We start from the raw sequence: 17,299 nt of genomic DNA on the forward strand, positions 1-17,299 counted from the left end.
GGGCTAAACGATGTACTTGCGATGGTTAGGGCTCGTTCCTTTTGTTTTGATTGTCTTGATAGCTTTCTTAAGTGCGGCGAAAGCGGAGCAATCCCCCAAAGCGGCGGCGTCAGATTTGCGCATCAAACGCTACGTTTACGATGAGAACAACGTCTACAAGCTCGATCTCTACTTGAAGTCAATCACGGCTATCCAGTTCGCACAGGGGGAGATAATCGAATCGATTCTCATTGGCGATAGTGCATCCTGGGAAGTGAACAAATTGAAGGTGGGCAATGTGATGAGTGTAAAACCTGTTATTGATCAAGCTTTAACCAACATGACGATCTACACTGATCGGCGCCGTTACACCTTCGAGCTGCGATCGGTCGGCGAAATAAAGGCGGGTATGCAGGCGGGAGCGCGCGAAGCGTTCCGGACCAGTTTCATCTATCCCGACGAGATTAAAACGCCACATGAAGGTTCCGTCAGGGATCTTCCTGCAAATTACGAGTACGCGGTCTCGGGTTATGCGCGGTTCCGACCGATTAGTGTGACAGACAATACCTTGCAGACGACTTTTATTTTGCCAAGAGGTGCGCCACGGCCGGCCATTTTTCTGATCGGTCAGGATGGTCAGGAAAAGCTGATTAATTCGCGCACTGACGGCGACCGTGTCGTCGTCGACGGCATCAGCGACTTTTGGGTGATGAGACTCGGCGATACTGCGGTCTGCGTGGCCAAGGCAAGTGCGGTGCACATGGCAACCCAATGAGAGATGGTACGGCATGTCCGTTAGGTACTGACCATCGGCGCGATCGCAATGGTAGCAGAGGTGCCTGTGGATCTTGAGGGGAAGAGACTGCTTGACAAACGCCGCGCCAAGCAAATGGGCACGTCTAAGCGCAAAAGTAATTGGATGGCCGTTTTCGCCACCATGCTTCTAGGTAGTGCCATCTCAGCCCTCATTGCTATGGGCCCCACGCAATTCTTGAAGGTCATCAGTCGGACAGAAGATAACAGCCAAAAGGCTTCACAAGTCGATCTAAAGGTGGAGGACGTGCCTAGAAGTCATCAGCAACTCGACTTTTCAGTTCCGGAGGCTCCTCCAGTTAAGCAAAAGGCCGCCGATCGCGACGGAACGATGGATAAGCACGTCCAAGACATAAGAAAAGAAAGCGACGCAAACGCTCAGCCCAACAATGGCTCGAACGTTTCACTCGCTGACGTCCAGAAGCTGCTGGACCACCATAGCAAAGAACTATTGCTGAAACTGAAGGAGGATCGTGAGAGGGTGGAGACCGAGAATGCACGCCTTCGTGCCGCGGCACTACGATCGGAAGAAGAGCGCAAGTCGGCCCAGCGCGAGGCCGACAGGCGCCGCGAGCTGGAGGAAATAAACACCAAACAAAGGCAATCCAAGGGTATAGTCCTGGATGACTCAGGGCCACAGCTTGCGTCCGGCTCGGAGGTAAAAACCTCGGTGTCCCGAGTTCTCCCTGATCCATCGCATACCGTGGTACAGGGCACCATAATCTCTGCCGTGCTTGAAACGGCTATCGATTCAGAACTGCCCGGGAATGTCCGAGCTCAGGTCGTCGAGCCCGTATTCGCGCTCGACGGCTCGCGTGTTCTACTGCCCGCAGGGACAATCCTGATTGGCACTGTCGGCGATAGAGTGCAAATCGAGCAAAGACGAGTGCTAATCGCTTGGAACCGGGCTATCACTCCGGACGCCAAGTCAATCGAGCTCGGCTCCACAGGTGCGGACCTCCTTGGTCGAGCCGGTACCGAAGGGAGCGTGGATAACCACTATGGCGAGAAGATAGGTGCGGGTCTGATATTTAGCGTCGTCACCGCAGTGTCATCGACCATTCCCGCTCTCGCCGGCAGCAACAGGTCGTCTAATGTAAGTCGTCTGCCAAACCATACTGGGGGTACCGGGCCAGACAGGTCGAACGCTGCAGGCGAGGCGGTGTCCAACCTTGCAGCGACTATCGGTGGTCAGGCGCGACCTATCGTTGACGAATACTTCTCCCTTCCTCCGGTGATTCGTGTTCCACAAGGCGAAGAAGTTCGGGTGTTCGTGAATCGGGATCTTGTTCTTCGATGAATGACTTTCGGTCCAGTCCAGACGTCTCGTATGTAGAGCAGTACTTCAGCCCTCTAAAGGAATATCTCACGAACGATAATATCAATGAGGTGGTGATCAACCCCGATAGTTCCATCTTCGTCGAAGAGGCCGGATCGATACACATGCACAAGGTCAAGGTCGCATTGCCGGCCAACGCCATCAAGCGCCTTGGAGTGCAATTGGCGGGGGAGGCCCGCAACACTCTTGGGGTGCTTCATCCGATCGTTTCAGGCCGGGTGAATGTTTGGGGCAACCCGCAGCGCGTCCAAGTAGTTAGCGAGCCTGCGGTTGAGCACGGCGTGTCGTTGTCGATCCGCAAATACCGGACGCGGAGTTTGGACGTTTCCGATATCGAGTTCGTCGAAGGTGAGCAGATCTCCGTGGACGCCCTCCGCCAGGAGCGCCATCGGGCAGCGGCCGATATGGCTCAAGCCGGCAACCTGCAGGGTCTATTTCGACTGGCAATTGAGGAGAACTTCAACATTTTGGTTTCGGGGGGCACATCGTCGGGGAAGACAACGGTGGCACGCGCTTTGCTGGCGATGGCGCACTCCGACGAGCGTATCATTACCATAGAGGATACACAGGAGCTTTCTCCACTGCACAAGAATCAAGTGGGCCTAATTGCCGATCGCACGGCAAACTCTGCTCGGAGTCCGTCAAAACTCTTGGAAAGCTGTCTGCGAATGCGGCCCGACCGCATCATTCTGGGCGAAATTCGCGGTGTCGAGGCTTATGATTTTCTTGAGGCGATCAATACAGGACACCCAGGCGCGATAACAACTATCCACGCTGATAGTCCTGAACTTGCTTTCGACAGGCTGGCCTTCATGGTCATGCGGTCAGGTGTGCGGATGTCCCATAATTCGATTGTCAATTACGCGAAGAAGACGATTGATCTGATTGTCCATGTGGGACGCCGCCGTGGCAGGCGCGGCGTGCTGCAGATCTACTTGCCGTTCGCCCGAACGGAAACTCCATGAACGAAGCATACAAAAGCGCGCGAGCTGAATTGAGTATATCTGACAGAAGCGGAGAATATTCCAACTTGGATGAGTTGGCGAGGCTTAACCTAACCCGCCTAGGGCCGGCAGCAGACCGGATCCTGCGTAACCATATGACGATCGCGAAACGAAAAACAGCCTTAGGATGAACACCATGATCAGGGAATGGACGCAAAAAGATGTTCTGGAGCGGTTCGCAGCACTGACAAAGATAGCCCGTCTCATGCAGCGACGGGGCAACCATGCTGGCCCGGCAGAATTGATGTGGCGCGGCGAGGCTTTACAGGCAAAGGAACGAGCGATTGGCTATACTACCGAATGCATCGCCCAAGAGCTTCATAAGATCGAGCCTCAGATCTTCAGACCAGGACTCCAGGTGCGTTTTGAGGCGGTCGGCGACATCATCGACCGACATGTCAAGTCCGGCCCGATCGGAGTTAACAAGCGTCGTGCGTTGATTGAGAGGGCCGAGGCTTACATCCCCTCTTCCGCGGGTGTTCTGAGAGCCCTTGAGCCTGAGGAGACGATAGCAAGAGCCCTCAATGCGAGAGAGTCCATGGTCTCTTACATCTTCGACAGAGAGATCGGCCGGCACCAGTACCACGCCGTGGATCCACCATGGGACGGCCACGATGCCCGGCTGTTGACTGATTCGCTCGGCAATCTACACCGCAAAGTACATCGAAAGCTTGCTACGATCGGCTTCATCTTCTCCGAGCCCGAGCGTGATCGCGTCTCTGGCTTTCCTGATGAGATCGAGAGAGAGCTCGAAGAGGCATACTCACTCGTGCGCAGCAGGCCATCAGATCTGACACTGGCGCGGATCGACCAACAGGTGCAAGCGGCGCTGGAAGCGGCGGCGAACATGTCGGACGACTCTTTGTTCTCATCGCCAGCAAGCTCGCCAGCAGCTTCTGTGACGACTTCTCCTCGGAAAATTGCGTCGCGCCGGCGCAAGCATGAGGAGATCTCCTCGAGCGATGAGGTGCCGCAGATCGGCCTGGCGGCACGTCACCGAAGGCGCAGCGAACCTGGGCAGTCTTCGACGTCCAGCATCGTGTTGACGCCTCCTGGCGAGGCGGTCGACGCCCAAGAAGATCTTGTTGCAGACGGGCAAGCCGCTAACCGTCGTCGGTCGGATCGTTCGCCGGTGCAGGGGCCAGACGAAGGCACCGGGTGGATTGCTCCTCGTGGGCGGCGCTCTGAGTCGAGCAATCAGCGTTCACCGCGGGAGCGTCAGAGGAACCGTGGCGGAGGACTGGAGTACTGAAGGCGTTCCCGAGTGCTGTGGCGCGGCTGGAAAGCAGCTTGTCGACGATCCTCCGGTTTAGTCGACCGTGAAGATTCCTGTTTTCAGGTCGGATTGAGCAGCGACCGGGCGAAGAGTGCGGTACGCATACGACGAGGACCGCCTGATTGACGCATGCGCGCGGGCACGGGGAGCTCTATGATAGCGTTGCGTGAAGGTCAGGCGGCCTGCTGATCGGCTTGGCGCAGGAGCTTCCATTCCCAGGGGAGCAGTTCGTGCAGACGCGATGCGGGAAGATCGGCGATACGGGCGAGGACGTCGGCGAGCCAGGCCTTGGGATCGACGTCGTTGAGGCGACAGGTCGTGATGACCGTCAGCATGACGGCGGCGCGGTCGGCGCCGCGTTGGGAACCGGCGAAGGTCCAGTTGCGCCTGCCCAATGCGATGCCACGCAACGCTCTTTCGGGGTAACCGGTATGAGCTCCCACGTCCGGGGTGATCAGCGGGCGCGCGGGTAGCGGATCGGCATCCAGTGCTGGCGCAGCGCTTCCACAGCCGCTGGAATATCGGCGTAGGCGTTACGGTGGGGGTCGGGGCTGTTTGGTGGCGGCCCGAGCAGCGGACGGCCTTGATCGTCGCGACAGTGCCGCAGGATGGGCCGCAGCAGGCGATGATTGACGTTGCTGGCGTCCAGTAATGGCGCCCACGCCGGCAGCCTGAGCCGCATCGCGGCGTAGAACCCCTGGCACCAGGGCCGCGCGTCGACATCGCCATTGGCTGTCATTCGGCCTGCAATATGAGGACATCGCGCGGAAACCATGAAAAGTCAGGATATTGTCGTCCTGCTGAAGCTCGTGTGCTTGCAGGATCATGAGCACGCAGGCAGGATGGATCCCTTCCGCCAGGATGGCGAAGACCCATACTCGGTGCGGGGGCTCGAGGCCTCTCTCGGCATCAGCAAAACGGAAATCGCCGCCTCAATCAAGCGCAGCCTTGCATCGGGTATGGCAATTAAGGGCCGGATGGCGAGCCGTCCGGATCCCAATCGCAGGAACCTGCGCGACTTCATCACATACGGACTGAAGTTCGTTTTTCCGGCAAAGCCAGGTCCCATGCAGCGCGGCCTGCCAACAGCATTCGCCGCCCCGGTCCTGAAGGACTCACTCTACAGCGCGGGTAACCTGATCCACGTTTGGCCTTATGCGCGCGGCCGCGAGATGGGGCAGTCCGTCGAGCCGCTGTTCAAGTCTGTGCCGGAAGCCGCCGAGAGGGATGATCGCCTCTATGCCTATCTGGCTCTCGTCGACGCGATACGGCTCGGCAACCAGCGCGAAGCGAGTCTCGCGGCCAACTTGCTCAAGGAGAGACTAGGGTGACCATCCAGAGGCATCTCAAGGACATGCTGAAGACAGTCGCCGGCGCGCCTAAGCAATGGCGTCGTCCATGGATACGTGCGACGCGCCCGCCTTGCCGGGTTGGCCTGGCCGCTGCCGGAGGGCATGGACGACGAGGGGCTGGAGCTGCTGCTGTTCCGTCTCCCTCCGGCGAGGTCCGGCGAGGGCCGCCTTGTTGGATTAGTCCGATTGGTGCGTAACAGTCCTTATGGACAGCCATAAGCGCAGTACTCAGCTTGAACGGCTTGAGGTGGTCGAGACTGGTCGTCGTCGGTGCTGGTCGGATGACGAGAAGCTGCGGATCGTGCGGCCGCCCGCGCTGAGCAGTCCGACAACCAGGCGCTGATCGCCCATCTGAAGCTGCAGATCGAGAAACTCAATCGCGACCGCCATGGTCCGCGCTCGGAGCGTACCGCGCGGCTATTGGATCAGCTTGAACTGACGCTGGAGGGTAAGCGTGGCGTTGAGGCCCTTGAGAATTTTTGTACTCAGTCCTGAGAGCACCGCTAGAAGAGTCTTCTTCTGCAAGGGTGCTCACAATGGACGACCATTCGGACGACATAAGACGACCGTTGTCATCGCGTATCGAAGTGTACGCAGGCGCAGGTCGAAAGCGCTGGCCGGACGACTTGAAGGCACAGATTGCCGCGGAAAGCCTCGAGCCGGGGGCGATTGTCACAGATGTCGCGCGTCGCCATGGGTGCCGGCCCCAGCAGGTGCACGACTGGCGGCGCCGGGCGCGTTTGGGCCAGTTGGTACTGCCGGCTTCGGCGGACACGCTGTCGTTCGTGCCGGTGGTATCGGAATCGGCGCTACCGGCGGCCGCAGAGCCCACCGGGTCGCCGGAAGCAGCCGTTGTGACGGTTGAGCTCCAGGGGGCACGAGTTGAGGTGCGAGGGACGCCTGGCCTTGCTGTGTTGAGTGATGTGTTCTTGGCGCTTCGACGGACACGTTCATGCTGACGCCGCCCGCGAGCCTCATGATTTACGTGGCGACGCAACCTGTGGACTTCAGAAAAGGTGCGGAGGGCTTGGCGCTCTTGGCAAAGGAGACGCTGGGCCATGACCCGATGAAGGGCGTGGCGGTGGTCTTCCGTGCGAAGCGCGCTGACCGTGTGAAGATTGTCGTCTGGGATGGCAGCGGCCTTGTGCTGTACTGGAAGCGGCTCGATGGCAGCGGCTTCAAATGGCCTCCCATCGTGGCCGGCGTGATGCGGATGAACGCTGCGCAGCTGTCGGCGCTGCTTGCTGGCATGGATTGGACGCGCATGCACGCACCTCGAATCCCGCAGCCGAAAGCGCTTGCGTAAAGATATAAATCTTCGCTGCATCGGGGCGCGAAGCATGGCAGACTCGGGCCAATGAGTGATTTGCCTGATGAGCTGCCGAGCGATCCAGCCGAGTTGCGCGTCTTTGCCGCGGCTCTGCTGGATCGCTGCGCCAGGCTCGAGCGGTTGCTCAAGCTTGCAAAAGATGCGCAGTTCGGTCGATCCTCGGAAAAGCTGGACGCTGATCAGTTACAGCTTGTTCTGGAGGACATCGAAGAGGCCGTCGCGGCTCTCGAAGCAGCCGAGGATCGCGCCAATCCCAGAACCTGCGAGAAGAGAACTGCCGAGCGTAGAACCAACCGTGGTCAACTTCCGGAACATTTGCCGCGCATTGTCGAAATCCTGATACCGGCCGAGACCTGTTGCCCGTCTTGTAAGGGCGACCTCTTCGAGATCGGTCACGATGAGAGCCAGAGGCTGGACGTCGTACCGGCGCAGTATCGCGTCATCGTCACCCGCCGGCCCAAACTGGCCTGCCGCGCCTGTCATGGCGTCGTCCTCCAGCACGCTGCTCCCGAGCGATTGATCAGGGGTGGATTGCCCACTGAGCGGCTCGTCGCGCATGTGATCGACGCCAAGTATCATTGGCATTTGCCGCTTTACCGCCAGGCGCAGATGCTGGCGACGCACGGTATCGCCATCGACCGTTCCACGCTCGCCTTCTGGGTAGGCTATGCCGCCCAGGAATTGAAGCCCTTGTGGCATCGTCTGCGCCAGCTTCTGCTCGCCTCTTCGAAGCTCTGTGTCGATGAGACCCCGGCGCCGGTGCTGGACCCGGGGCGCGGCAGGACCAAAACCGGCTACTTCTGGGCGCTGTCACGCGATGACAGGCCCTGGGCCGGACCTGACCCACCTGGCGTGGTTTACGCCTATGCACCGGGCCGTGGGGCCGTTCATGGCTTGCAGCTGCTTGAGGGCTATCGCGGCATCATCCACTGCGACGGCTATCAGGCTTACAAGACCATGACCCGAGAGACGCGTGTGGACGCCTTGTCCGGGACGCTCGCCTTCTGCTGGTCGCATCTGAGGCGCCAGTTTGTGAAGATCGAGCGCGAGGTTGCTCCGGCGCCAGCTCCGGTTGCCCGCGAGGCTCTTGAGCGCATCGCCCAGCTTTACGCGGTCGAGAAAGCGCTCCGCGGCCGATCAGATGCCGAGCGCCGTGCTGGCAGGCAGGCGCATGCCCGACCTCTGGCTACAGCCTTGAAGCAGTGGTTTGAGGCCAAGCTTGATCACCTTGCACAGAAGAGCGACACGGCGAAGGCCTTGCGTTACGCGCTGCGTCATTGGGATGGCCTGACGCTCTACCTTGATGACGGGCGCATCGAGATGGACACGAATGCTGTCGAGCGTGCGATGCGGCCGATCAAGCTCAACGCCAAGAACTCCCTTTTTGCCGGTTGCGACGAGGGCGCCGAGAATTGGGCAGTTCTGGCTTCGTTAATCGAGACCTGTAAGCTCAATGGCGTCAGTGCCGAGCACTGGCTCGCTGATGTTCTCGCGAAGCTCGTCAATGGTTGGCCTGCGGCGCGACTGGACGAACTGCTCCCTTGGGCGTCGATCTACACGATGCATGCACACGATCCGAGGCTGGCGGCATGAGCCTGAACACGACCGCGGTCCGGATCAAGGTGACCCTCGAGGACGTGAAACCGGAGGTGATGCGATGCCTTGTCGTGCCGCTCACGCTGCGCCTTGATCGGCTGCATCTGACGCTTCAGGCGGCGTTTGGCTGGACGAATAGCCATCTCTTCGAGTTCCTGGCTGGCGAAGGACGTTGGGGTATTCCTGATCCCGATGGAGATTTTGGCCCTCAGCCCATCGATGCTCGCAAGACGCGGCTCTCCAATATCGTTCACGAGACCGGCGCGAAGACGATCCATTATCTCTACGACTTCGGCGACAGCTGGGATCACGTGATCAAGCTCGAAAAGTGGTTCGACAACACGACAATGGAGGGACTTCCCCTCTTGCTCGAGGCCGCGAGCCGTTGTCCTCCGGAAGATGTCGGCGGTGCGTCAGGCTATGCCGAATACCTCGACGCCATTAGCGACCCCACCCATCCGGAGCACGAACAAATGCGCCTCTGGGGCCCCGAGCAGTTTGATCCCAACGTCGTCGACCGGAAGGCGCTCGAGGCCGCAGTCAACGCATTGTCGGAAATATGGAAGCCGCGCCGGCGCACCACGCGTTCAAAATAGACGTCAAGCACCAATCAAATGGGCCTCAGAGCTACGCTTACGCTGGAGGAGCTGGAGAGTTCGGCGACGGAGGACGAGCTCGCAGCCGAAATGGCCGCGGCCAAAACCACGAAGGTGGCGTCGTTCACGCGCAAGCGGTCGTCACGCCAGCCGTTCCCGGAGCATCTGCCTCGCGAGCGGGTGATGGTGCCGGGACCTGTGGCGTGCGCCTGCTGTGGCGGCGCGCGGCTGTCCAAACTCGGCGAGGACATGACCGAGACGCTGGAGGTGATCCCGAAATCCTGGAAAGTGATCCAGCACGTCCGCGAGAAGTTTACTTGCCGTGATTGCGAGAAGATCAGCCAGGCCCCGGCGCATCGACAATCTGTGGGTAGGCATCGGGCTTCCTCATTGGTTGAATGAGAAATCCGTAGCCCGGTTGAGTTGTCGGCCGAAGCGATTGGCACCGCCAAAAGCGTGCTCACGATCGCCTGAAATCGCTGCTCACGATCCTCTGAAATCGTTGCTCACGATCCCACGAAATACCTGCTCACGATGCTCTGAATTCCGTGCTCACGATCTCGCGAAACGCGCACTCGTAAAGGTGAGTTGCAAAGCTGTGCCGCTGAATATGTGCCGTGACCCGCTTGCTTTGCTTTGCTTTGCTTTGCTTGGTGGCTTGGCAGGATATATCCTGATGTAAACGTCCCGTCGGTTTTGGACGCGGCAAGTTCCGCGCGACACGAAAACGGAGGCCGTACGGCCTCCGTTTTCGTGTGGTTCCGCGGAACTTGCCGCGTCCAAAACCGACGGGACGTTTACATCTAGATGATAGATGAGCTTTTATTCGTAGTTTCGGTCCAATAAAGAGCGGCCCTTATCATCCTTCTTCTTTATTGCTCTACGAGAGTCTAACATTGCGGACGGAAGTGAAGTCGAGTTCTGCTTGTCCATTGGTGTCACTGTTGTGATTGCGGTCCAATAGGGAAGAGCGAGGGGACCCGCCTGCAAAGGTCAATCGTGTGCCTTCGCTGTCCGTGTGGGCCAATCAGGAAGATACTTACATGTGGCAGCGGCCGAGTGTGTCCATTCTGGAGCTCAAAGGGGCAAGCTTCTTCCGTCTCGACTAGAGGGCTGTGTGAAACCCATCAAATGTCACTGTCTAAAAGCATGGTCCAATAAGATTAACCCGAGGATGTCACTTTCTGTCGTTCTCCAGCGGTAAAAATATGCTTGGGTCTCGCTAAAGGGCCCAATTTATATTCTTTGGCGTTTCGCTTATAAAAAACAATTATTCGCTTTCGCTGCCTAAAAAGCCATTATTCCCTTTCGCTTGCCTAAAAAGCCACGCAATTTTTTGCGAGGTTTGAGACGCAGGATCGGTCCTCTATTTATAACCTCATAATTCTTGGTATCTCCACAACTGCCTTTTTTCATTACAAAACAGACTTAAATCGAATAGCTGGTTTCAGGATGCCGGAACGTCCCCAATGGAAGTTTGACGATCCTATGCTAAGTGTGACCACTAATCTGAGGAACGCTCTTGAGAACGCCAGGATAAACTATGAAGGCCCAGCTAATGAAGCCAATGTCTCGCTTAAATTCTATTATGGGAGTGAGGTTGACGCTGCAACTACTGTGGCCGGTCGACGTTTTGTCGGAACTTGGGACGCAGGTGCTCGCCCAATTGGTACGGAGGTGGGCGCGCCCGAGTGGTTCATCGCTGTCAAGGAACCCGTGAACCCGAACGGCGAGATCGAGGTGGTAGCATGGGGGCGCGGGAAAAAGGAATGATCGAAGTCGCCGTATATTGGCCTGGCGTTCACCTGTGGTGTTGTTGCATGTGTCTGTTTCTACGTAAGCCTTTGTATTGTATCATAAACTGCAATTATGCAGCTGTTGTGTGGTGATTTTGTGTAAAATAAGTCGAGGCCAATTAATAAGATGATCGTTTGTGTTTAATTATTGCCGCGGTGAATTTATGCGAGTCTTCGTCCCACAGATGGCTTCAAAGTGAGAATCAAGCGTAAAAATGAAAGAAATGGATTATACAATGCTAACAATAAATAAAAACCGATTTGCAACATTAAAATTAAGAAGAAAATAACGACGGAAGAATACGTATGACCTTCAATCGAGAAAATTTGATTGATGTGCCTATGTATGAATGTAAGAGAAATGATCCTAATATTTTAGGTTAGTGAGATTGAATAATACGAGGGAATATGTGGGTAATAAAGTAATTGTAAACGACGGACGAGCGGCTCTCAGGAGCCCGGCCGCCTGACTGCGCCGTCTCCAGGTAAGCTGGGTCCGTTTCAATAAATGGGTGGGTGGATAAATGGGTGGGTGGCAGGATATATCGCCTTGTCGCCTTCCTTTGTTTGTGCATTCGTGCACTCGTGAAGTAAGCGGCGGCTGAGCTGCCTTCAGCGTTTACTTGACGCAGCCCGAGACGATCGGAAGCTATTTTCTTCAAACTCACGGAACAGCCTCACCGAATCCGGGTCGCCATGGGCGAAGAAGGGCGACATCGTGAGAGTTAGCCCGTCCTATTCGTGAGAGTGCGGTTTTTTGGTCCGATTGATGCGGCTGCGACACCTCCTTTGACGGGGCGCACAGGATTGCCTTTGGCTTTTCACCGCCTGACGACCCGTACTTTGCGACGCGCTTGAGGGACGGGTTGGGCGAACGGGGCGCACGCCCCGCCGGTCAAGGACCGAGCGGAAGCAGCGCGCCTGGCAAGCAGCGGATCAGGTCGGCTTCGGGACATGCCGCGGCGAACGCAAGGCGAATGCGGCTCGTGGTCTCGACGACCCGGGCGGCGGTCGTGGTCGAGTGGCGTTACTGACGCTCGCCCAAATCCTCATGCAGGCCGCCGGCCTGGTAGTCGAGGAGCTCGGTGATGCCCGACACTGACCAGATCCCGGAAGCGCTCTTGAAGCGCAAAGCTGTCGTCTATGTGCGGCAGTCAACGCAATCCCAGGTGATGGCCAATCTGGAGAGCCAACGGCGACAGTACGATCTTGTGGATATTGCGCGCCGGCACGGCTTCTCCGACGTGGAAGTCATTGATGATGACCTCGGCCGTTCGGCGAGTGGAACGGTGGCCCGGCCCGGCTTTGATCGGCTGGTCGCATGGTTGTGCGCAGGAGCCGTTGGCGCCGTGATTTGCTTCGATGCATCGCGGCTCGCGCGCAACGGCCGCGATTGGCATCATCTGCTTGAGTTATGCGGGCTTGTCGAAGCGAGGGTGATTGATCACGACGGCGTTTATAATCCTTGCCTTCCGAACGATCGGCTCTTGCTCGGCATGAAGGGAAGCATAAGCGAGTTTGAGTTGGGCATAATCCGGGCACGGATGCTAGAGGCAGCCAGGGCGAAGGCCCAACGTGGTGAGCTACGCTTATCAGTGCCGTTTGGTTATGTCTGGCATCGCGAAGCCGGTCTGGGCCTGGATGCTGACCTGCGTCTGCAAGAGGTGATTCGACTTATCTTCACTCGCTTTCGCGAACTTGGTAGCGCTCGCCCGGTGTTGTTGTCGATGAAGGCGGAGCAAATCCATTTCCCCCGACCTGCTGACGAAGGTCGCATGGCAAACTTCGTTTGGCAGCCCATCCGCTACCGCAATGTGATCAGCGTGCTGAAGAATCCGTTCTATGCGGTGTTTACGTATACGGCAAAAGCGAGAAGCGAGCCGCGATTATCGAAGGCAGAGCGCGGCGGACCTACGGGCACTACAAACCGGCGGGCACCTGGGATGTGATGATAAAGGATCATCACGAAGGGTACATCACCTGGGATGACTACGAGCGCAACCAGAAGCAATTGGCGCTTAACGCCTACGGTCGCCCAGATGGTGCAAAATCAGGCCGGGGCGGCCAGGCGCTCTTGTCGGGCATTCTGACGTGCGCTCGTTGTGGTCAGCGCCTGAGCGTCAGCTATAGGGGCGGTCGAATCAGCTACCCGGTCTACCGCTGTGACAAGGGTAGTCTAGCAGGTCGGCTTCGCTGTATGATATTCGGAGCTTCAAAAATCGACGCGGCAGTTGCACGAGCTGTTACGAGCGGTAGAACCCATGGCGATCGAGGCCGCGTTCGAGGCACAACGCATGCAACGGGAACGCCAAGACGACAAGCGCCGGATCTTTGATCTGGAACTCCAGCAAGCCCGGTACGATGCCACGCTAGCTGAGCGTCGCTACGCCGCCTGTGACCCCGATAATCGCCTGATCGCTGCGCAGTTGGAGAAGAACTGGGAGTACGCTTTGCGCCGTGTGTGCGAGCTGGAAAATCGCCAGAATGACCATCAGTCGTCCGGCCACGCGGTCGATCCCGGCACCTTTGCCGATCTGGCGGATAACCTGTCCGTAGCCTGGAAATCCCCTGATGTGACGATGCGCGCGCGCCAGCAGCTGCTGCGAGCCTTGATTGTCGACATCATCGCGGACGTCGACGATGCGGTACGCGACGTTGTGCTCACGATCCATTGGCAGGGTGGGCAGCACTCCGAGCTTCGGATCCGCAAGCCGCGCTCCGGTGAACACGGTTCCTCCACGGCGGAAGATGCCTTGGCTGTTATCCGCAGCATGGCCGGGCGCTGGTCTGACGAGCACATCGCCGCCACGCTCGATCGGATGGGCTTGCCCACCGGCGTGGGTAAGACCTGGACAGCACATCGGGTCAGCTCTATTCGCCGTGTGCGTGGCATCCATGCCTACCGTTCAGCGGAAAAAAACGGCGAATGGCTTACGCAGATCGAGGCCGCAAAAGCGCTCGGTGTCTCAAGTCATATGATCCGCCGCCTTGTCTCCAGCGGCGTTCTTCCTGCTGTGCAGGTTGTTCCGCGAGCGCCTTGTCAGATTCGAGCTGCCGATTTGGCGTCCCAGACGGTCAAAACAGCGATTGCCCGAAAGGGTCGCCCGTCTCGCGAAATTGACGCGGACACGCTTCCAATGTTTACAAGCACTTAAAGAAGGGGCGCACAATGGCTCAAGGCTTGCGATGCCTCTCAATGCGCGCTCGGCGCAATTGTTGGTCAAGCAGATCCTGCCATCGTCGAGGAAGCGGGCAAAGTCGGCCCAGCGCCTGACCATGTAATTCATGGGCTTCAGGACCTCGGAGGAGCGTGAGAGGGTTTCTCGCTCGCGCAGAAGCCAGGTGTGCATGTCGTCGAGCAGCGGCTTGCTTCTCTTCTGGCGCACGGCGCGCCGCTCGTCGGCGCCGCGGGCCGTTGATGGCGCGCTCGATCTCGAACAAAGCGTCGAGGCGTCTGACCGCCTCCAACGCGATCGGCGAGACCGGTTTGCCCCTGTGGCCTTCCCGGGCGTTCTTCTCGATGTCTGCCAGCTCGAAGAAGCCCCGCCGCGCATGGGCGAAGCAAAACGCCGGCGTAATCGGCAGCACCTTCTTCTGCGGATCGAACAACGGCTCGAAGCCGTTGTAGCAATCAGCTTGCAGGATACCGGCGAAGGCGGCCAGTTGCTTCTGTGGATGCTCGCCTCGACGGTCGCTCGAGGCGTAATAGACCGCCGCCGGTGGCGCTGGCCCGGCGAAGGGCCGGTCATCCCGCACATATGTCCAGATCCGACCGGTCTTGCACTTGCCCTTGGCCAGGATGCGGATGGTGGTGTCGTCGCCATGCAGGCGCTCGGCAGCAAGCACATGGCGTTCGATCAAGTGGAAGAGCGGCATCACGGCGAAGGTCCCGTGGCCGACCTGGTCGGCCAGCGTCGACAATGGCAGGTCCGATCCCCTCGGCCTTAAAGCGCGCACTCTGGCGATTGAGCGGGATGTGCATGCCGAACTTGTCGAACAGAATCGTCGTCAGCAATTGTGGGCCGATGAAGCCGCGCGGATGTGATCACCTCCGCCCTCGAATCGTCATAGCGCTTCTCCTAGGATTACCCCTAGCTAGCTAGTACCTCGTATTTCTCCGCCTGCTTCAGACGTTGTTGAATGGCCGCATCGACCAATCTGTTCGCGTATATGCGAGCATGCCGCCGCTGCGCCTTCGGCTGTGCAGTGATCGCGGCCGGTTGAGGACACTGACGGACGCCATCGAGCGGGGATCGCTGGCGTGCGCGGCGCAAGCCTTGGCGAGATTCGCTGACCTGGCGCTATCTGCGCGAGGACCGTGGCATCCCGGAAGCCATCATCCGCGCTGCGATTCACCATGACCGGTTGCGCGAAGGCCCTCACGGCAGCATGTGGGCGGCGCATCTCGACATTGACGGCGTAGTCACAGGCTGGGAGGAGCGCGGGCCGCAATGGCGCGGTTTCGCCAGCGGCGGCGGCAAGGTGCTATTCCGTTTCGGGCCGGCAAACGCGAGCAGGCTCTGCATCACCGAGGCCGCGATCGACGCCATAAGCTTGGCCGCGATCGAAGACCAGCGGCCGGACAGTCTTTATCTGAGCACCGGCGGCGGCTGGGCGCCGGCCACGGTCGCCGCCATTCGAGCGCTGAGCGCGCGGCCGGACGCGCGGCTCGTCGCCGCCACCGACAACAACCGGCAGGGAGAAGTCTATGCCGATCGCCTCGCGGCCTTAGCCCAGGAGGTGGGCTGCGACTATGAGCGGTTGCAGCCCACACTGGAGGACTGGAATGAGGGACTGCGCGAGCGAGCCCGCGTCTAGTGCGCACCGTTCCGAAGGTCTGACAGCGAAACGCTTAGAAGTGCGATTTCACTCGATGCGCGCTCGGCAATCCCATTTCGACGAACGTCAACGAAGGCGTACGAATCAGCGCCATCTATCGACATCTCTCGGACAGGCTCGCGAGCCTCGACGGGGAACGTCGCGACCTGTTGCGGGCCGCGCTCGATCTGTCGAAAACGGCTCTCGCGCAGACGGGCGGAAAGCGACTCTCGCCGCCGCATCCTTCCGCGGATGCACAAGAGAGTCTGGTGATTGGGGAGGAGGGCGTCATGGCCAGCGAAGCCGGTGGAAACGAGATCAAGGTGACGATTCCGATCGAGGTGAGCGTCCGGGTGGGCGGAAGCTACGCGACCGCCGCATCGATCGGGCCAGCGCCAGCTCCCCAGAAAACGCTCACGCGTGCGGCGGAAAAGATATCGGTCGACGAGGACTATTCCAATCGCGACGGCTACGACCCGCGGTTCGTGCACGGCGTGACGTTTCCGCTGCCCGCGCCGGTCGGCAAACTGGCGAAGCAGATTGCTCCCTTGAGGGCCGGCGAACAGAACGCCGAGGCCGGTGAACTGAAGTACGAGCACTTCAGCATCAAGATGAACAAGGCCAAGAAGATGGCTCTCTTCACGGCGACCAACGTCGACGGCAAGAGTTTCCTCAAATTTGATCGCTCCACAGGAGAGGTCACCGACGGCGCTGAAGGAGAGACGTGGTACGGGGACCCCCGCATCAGCGCGAGCTTCTTCATCGACCAGACCTTCTATTCTGGTTGGTCCAATCTCTTCGATAGGGGCCATCTGACTCGCCGGATGGATCCTGACTGGGGAAGCAAGGAAGAAGCCGAACGCGCGAATGCGGACACCTATCATTTCACCAATTGCACCCCGCAGCACTTCCGCTTCAACGAGAGTACGAAATTCTGGCAGGGCGCCGAGCAATACGTCCTCGAAAACGGGGCCATCGCCGAAGAGACCGCGAACCGCATCTGCGTCTTCCAGGGACCGATTTTCGACGACAAGGTCGATCTTTGGGCTGATGACATCCAGATTCCGTCCTCGTTCTTCAAGGTGATCGCCTGGAAGGGCAAGAACGGAGTGAAATCTGTCGGGCTCGTCGTCGATCAGCGACAACTGCTGTCCGAACAGCGCAAGGGAGGAATTCCGCCGAAGCCGCCGGCCTTCGTCGACGTCTCGCAATGGCGCGTCGCCATCACCGAGATCGAACGCCGGGCCGGCCTTGACTTCGGCGATCAGGTCAGGTCGGCCGATACGTTCGAGATCAAGGATCAGCCCGTCGTGGGCGAGGCGCGGCCGGCGATTCCAGTGAAATCCGAGTCAGATATTCTGCCTCGCAACCTTTGACGATCGCGACATCAGGCACGATTG

Annotated in this window: 11 protein-coding genes and 7 pseudogenes; 14 read left to right on the forward strand and 4 right to left on the reverse strand. The window is 58.8% G+C overall.

Annotated features, from left to right (window positions below):
* Positions 1–10 precede the first annotated feature (10 nt).
* The 4 genes from ACVJ5M_RS43090 to ACVJ5M_RS43105 all read left to right on the forward strand — a co-directional run bounded on the left by ACVJ5M_RS43090 (position 11) and on the right by ACVJ5M_RS43105 (position 4,387).
* Positions 11–754, forward strand: coding sequence for a TrbG/VirB9 family P-type conjugative transfer protein (locus tag ACVJ5M_RS43090; RefSeq protein ID WP_456679674.1), 744 nt, complete (start codon positions 11–13; stop codon positions 752–754).
* A gap of 144 nt (positions 755–898) precedes the next feature.
* Positions 899–2,092, forward strand: coding sequence for a TrbI/VirB10 family protein (locus tag ACVJ5M_RS43095; RefSeq protein WP_456679675.1), 1,194 nt, complete (start codon positions 899–901; stop codon positions 2,090–2,092).
* The gene (gene virB11, locus ACVJ5M_RS43100) at positions 2,089–3,096 is read left to right on the forward strand and encodes a P-type DNA transfer ATPase VirB11 (protein WP_314963787.1); all 1,008 of its coding nucleotides are present in this window, start codon (positions 2,089–2,091) and stop codon (positions 3,094–3,096) included. The genes ACVJ5M_RS43095 and virB11 overlap by 4 nt, the downstream gene beginning before the upstream one ends.
* Positions 3,097–3,262: 166 nt before the next feature.
* Positions 3,263–4,387, forward strand: coding sequence for a hypothetical protein (locus ACVJ5M_RS43105; protein WP_456679676.1), 1,125 nt, complete (start codon positions 3,263–3,265; stop codon positions 4,385–4,387).
* Positions 4,388–4,584: 197 nt separating this feature from the next.
* Here ACVJ5M_RS43105 and ACVJ5M_RS43110 read toward each other — a convergent pair.
* Together ACVJ5M_RS43110 and ACVJ5M_RS43115 are read right to left on the reverse strand one after the other, a co-directional pair.
* Positions 4,585–4,830: pseudogene (locus ACVJ5M_RS43110) on the reverse strand (transposase domain-containing protein); the annotation flags it as partial.
* Positions 4,831–4,865: 35 nt separating this feature from the next.
* Positions 4,866–5,150, reverse strand: a complete 285-nt coding sequence (locus tag ACVJ5M_RS43115) for a UPF0149 family protein (RefSeq protein ID WP_456679677.1) — start codon at positions 5,148–5,150, stop codon at positions 4,866–4,868.
* A gap of 34 nt (positions 5,151–5,184) precedes the next feature.
* On the opposite strand from ACVJ5M_RS43115, the gene ACVJ5M_RS43120 reads away from it, so the two are divergent.
* From ACVJ5M_RS43120 to ACVJ5M_RS43155, 8 genes and pseudogenes are all read left to right on the forward strand, one after another.
* Entirely contained in the window at positions 5,185–5,742 is a 558-nt protein-coding gene (locus ACVJ5M_RS43120; RefSeq protein WP_456679678.1) for a hypothetical protein, read from the forward strand.
* A gap of 315 nt (positions 5,743–6,057) precedes the next feature.
* Positions 6,058–6,210, forward strand: a pseudogene (locus tag ACVJ5M_RS43125) (IS66 family transposase); the annotation flags it as partial.
* Between the two features lie 89 nt (positions 6,211–6,299).
* Complete coding sequence (tnpA, locus tag ACVJ5M_RS43130) at positions 6,300–6,722, forward strand: IS66-like element accessory protein TnpA (protein ID WP_231142008.1); 423 nt, start codon at positions 6,300–6,302, stop codon at positions 6,720–6,722.
* The gene (gene tnpB / locus ACVJ5M_RS43135) at positions 6,716–7,069 is read left to right on the forward strand and encodes an IS66 family insertion sequence element accessory protein TnpB (RefSeq protein ID WP_231142412.1); all 354 of its coding nucleotides are present in this window, start codon (positions 6,716–6,718) and stop codon (positions 7,067–7,069) included. Before tnpA ends, tnpB begins: the two co-directional genes overlap by 7 nt.
* 51 nt (positions 7,070–7,120) lie before the next feature.
* Positions 7,121–8,686: an IS66 family transposase gene (tnpC, locus tag ACVJ5M_RS43140; RefSeq protein WP_231142010.1), complete on the forward strand. Its 1,566-nt coding sequence runs from the start codon at positions 7,121–7,123 to the stop codon at positions 8,684–8,686.
* On the forward strand, positions 8,683–9,285 hold the full coding sequence (locus ACVJ5M_RS43145) for a plasmid pRiA4b ORF-3 family protein (protein WP_231142011.1): 603 nt from the start codon (positions 8,683–8,685) through the stop codon (positions 9,283–9,285). Before tnpC ends, ACVJ5M_RS43145 begins: the two co-directional genes overlap by 4 nt.
* A gap of 18 nt (positions 9,286–9,303) precedes the next feature.
* A pseudogene (locus ACVJ5M_RS43150) lies at positions 9,304–9,639 on the forward strand (IS66 family transposase zinc-finger binding domain-containing protein); the annotation flags it as partial.
* Between the two features lie 2,530 nt (positions 9,640–12,169).
* Positions 12,170–14,236: pseudogene (locus ACVJ5M_RS43155) on the forward strand (recombinase family protein).
* A gap of 87 nt (positions 14,237–14,323) precedes the next feature.
* Here the strand turns inward: ACVJ5M_RS43155 and ACVJ5M_RS43160 are convergent.
* Positions 14,324–14,431 (reverse strand): annotated as a pseudogene (locus ACVJ5M_RS43160) (hypothetical protein); the annotation flags it as partial.
* Positions 14,432–14,468: 37 nt separating this feature from the next.
* Positions 14,469–15,038, reverse strand: a pseudogene (locus ACVJ5M_RS43165) (IS66 family transposase); the annotation flags it as partial.
* Positions 15,039–15,332: 294 nt separating this feature from the next.
* Here ACVJ5M_RS43165 and ACVJ5M_RS43170 point away from each other — a divergent pair.
* Positions 15,333–15,899: pseudogene (locus ACVJ5M_RS43170) on the forward strand (DUF3991 and toprim domain-containing protein); the annotation flags it as partial.
* 170 nt (positions 15,900–16,069) lie between these two features.
* Positions 16,070–17,275 carry a DNA/RNA non-specific endonuclease gene (locus ACVJ5M_RS43175; protein ID WP_456679679.1) on the forward strand — a complete coding sequence of 402 codons (1,206 nt, stop codon included), beginning with the start codon at positions 16,070–16,072 and terminating at the stop codon, positions 17,273–17,275.
* Positions 17,276–17,299: the final 24 nt, after the last annotated feature.

The sequence above is a fragment of the Bradyrhizobium sp. S3.7.6 genome (assembly GCF_054061875.1).

Bases quoted from the DNA above. Each gene is read 5' to 3' on its own strand.
- ACVJ5M_RS43090 (WP_456679674.1), top strand. From the start codon at position 11: ATGTACTTGCGATGGTTAGGGCTCGTTCCTTTTGTTTTGATTGTCTTG.
- ACVJ5M_RS43095 (WP_456679675.1), top strand. From the start codon at position 899: ATGGCCGTTTTCGCCACCATGCTTCTAGGTAGTGCCATCTCAGCCCTC.
- virB11 (WP_314963787.1), top strand. From the start codon at position 2,089: ATGAATGACTTTCGGTCCAGTCCAGACGTCTCGTATGTAGAGCAGTAC.
- ACVJ5M_RS43105 (WP_456679676.1), top strand. From the start codon at position 3,263: ATGAACACCATGATCAGGGAATGGACGCAAAAAGATGTTCTGGAGCGG.
- ACVJ5M_RS43115 (WP_456679677.1), bottom strand. From the start codon at position 5,150: ATGACAGCCAATGGCGATGTCGACGCGCGGCCCTGGTGCCAGGGGTTC.
- ACVJ5M_RS43120 (WP_456679678.1), top strand. From the start codon at position 5,185: ATGAAAAGTCAGGATATTGTCGTCCTGCTGAAGCTCGTGTGCTTGCAG.
- tnpA (WP_231142008.1), top strand. From the start codon at position 6,300: ATGGACGACCATTCGGACGACATAAGACGACCGTTGTCATCGCGTATC.
- tnpB (WP_231142412.1), top strand. From the start codon at position 6,716: ATGCTGACGCCGCCCGCGAGCCTCATGATTTACGTGGCGACGCAACCT.
- tnpC (WP_231142010.1), top strand. From the start codon at position 7,121: ATGAGTGATTTGCCTGATGAGCTGCCGAGCGATCCAGCCGAGTTGCGC.
- ACVJ5M_RS43145 (WP_231142011.1), top strand. From the start codon at position 8,683: ATGAGCCTGAACACGACCGCGGTCCGGATCAAGGTGACCCTCGAGGAC.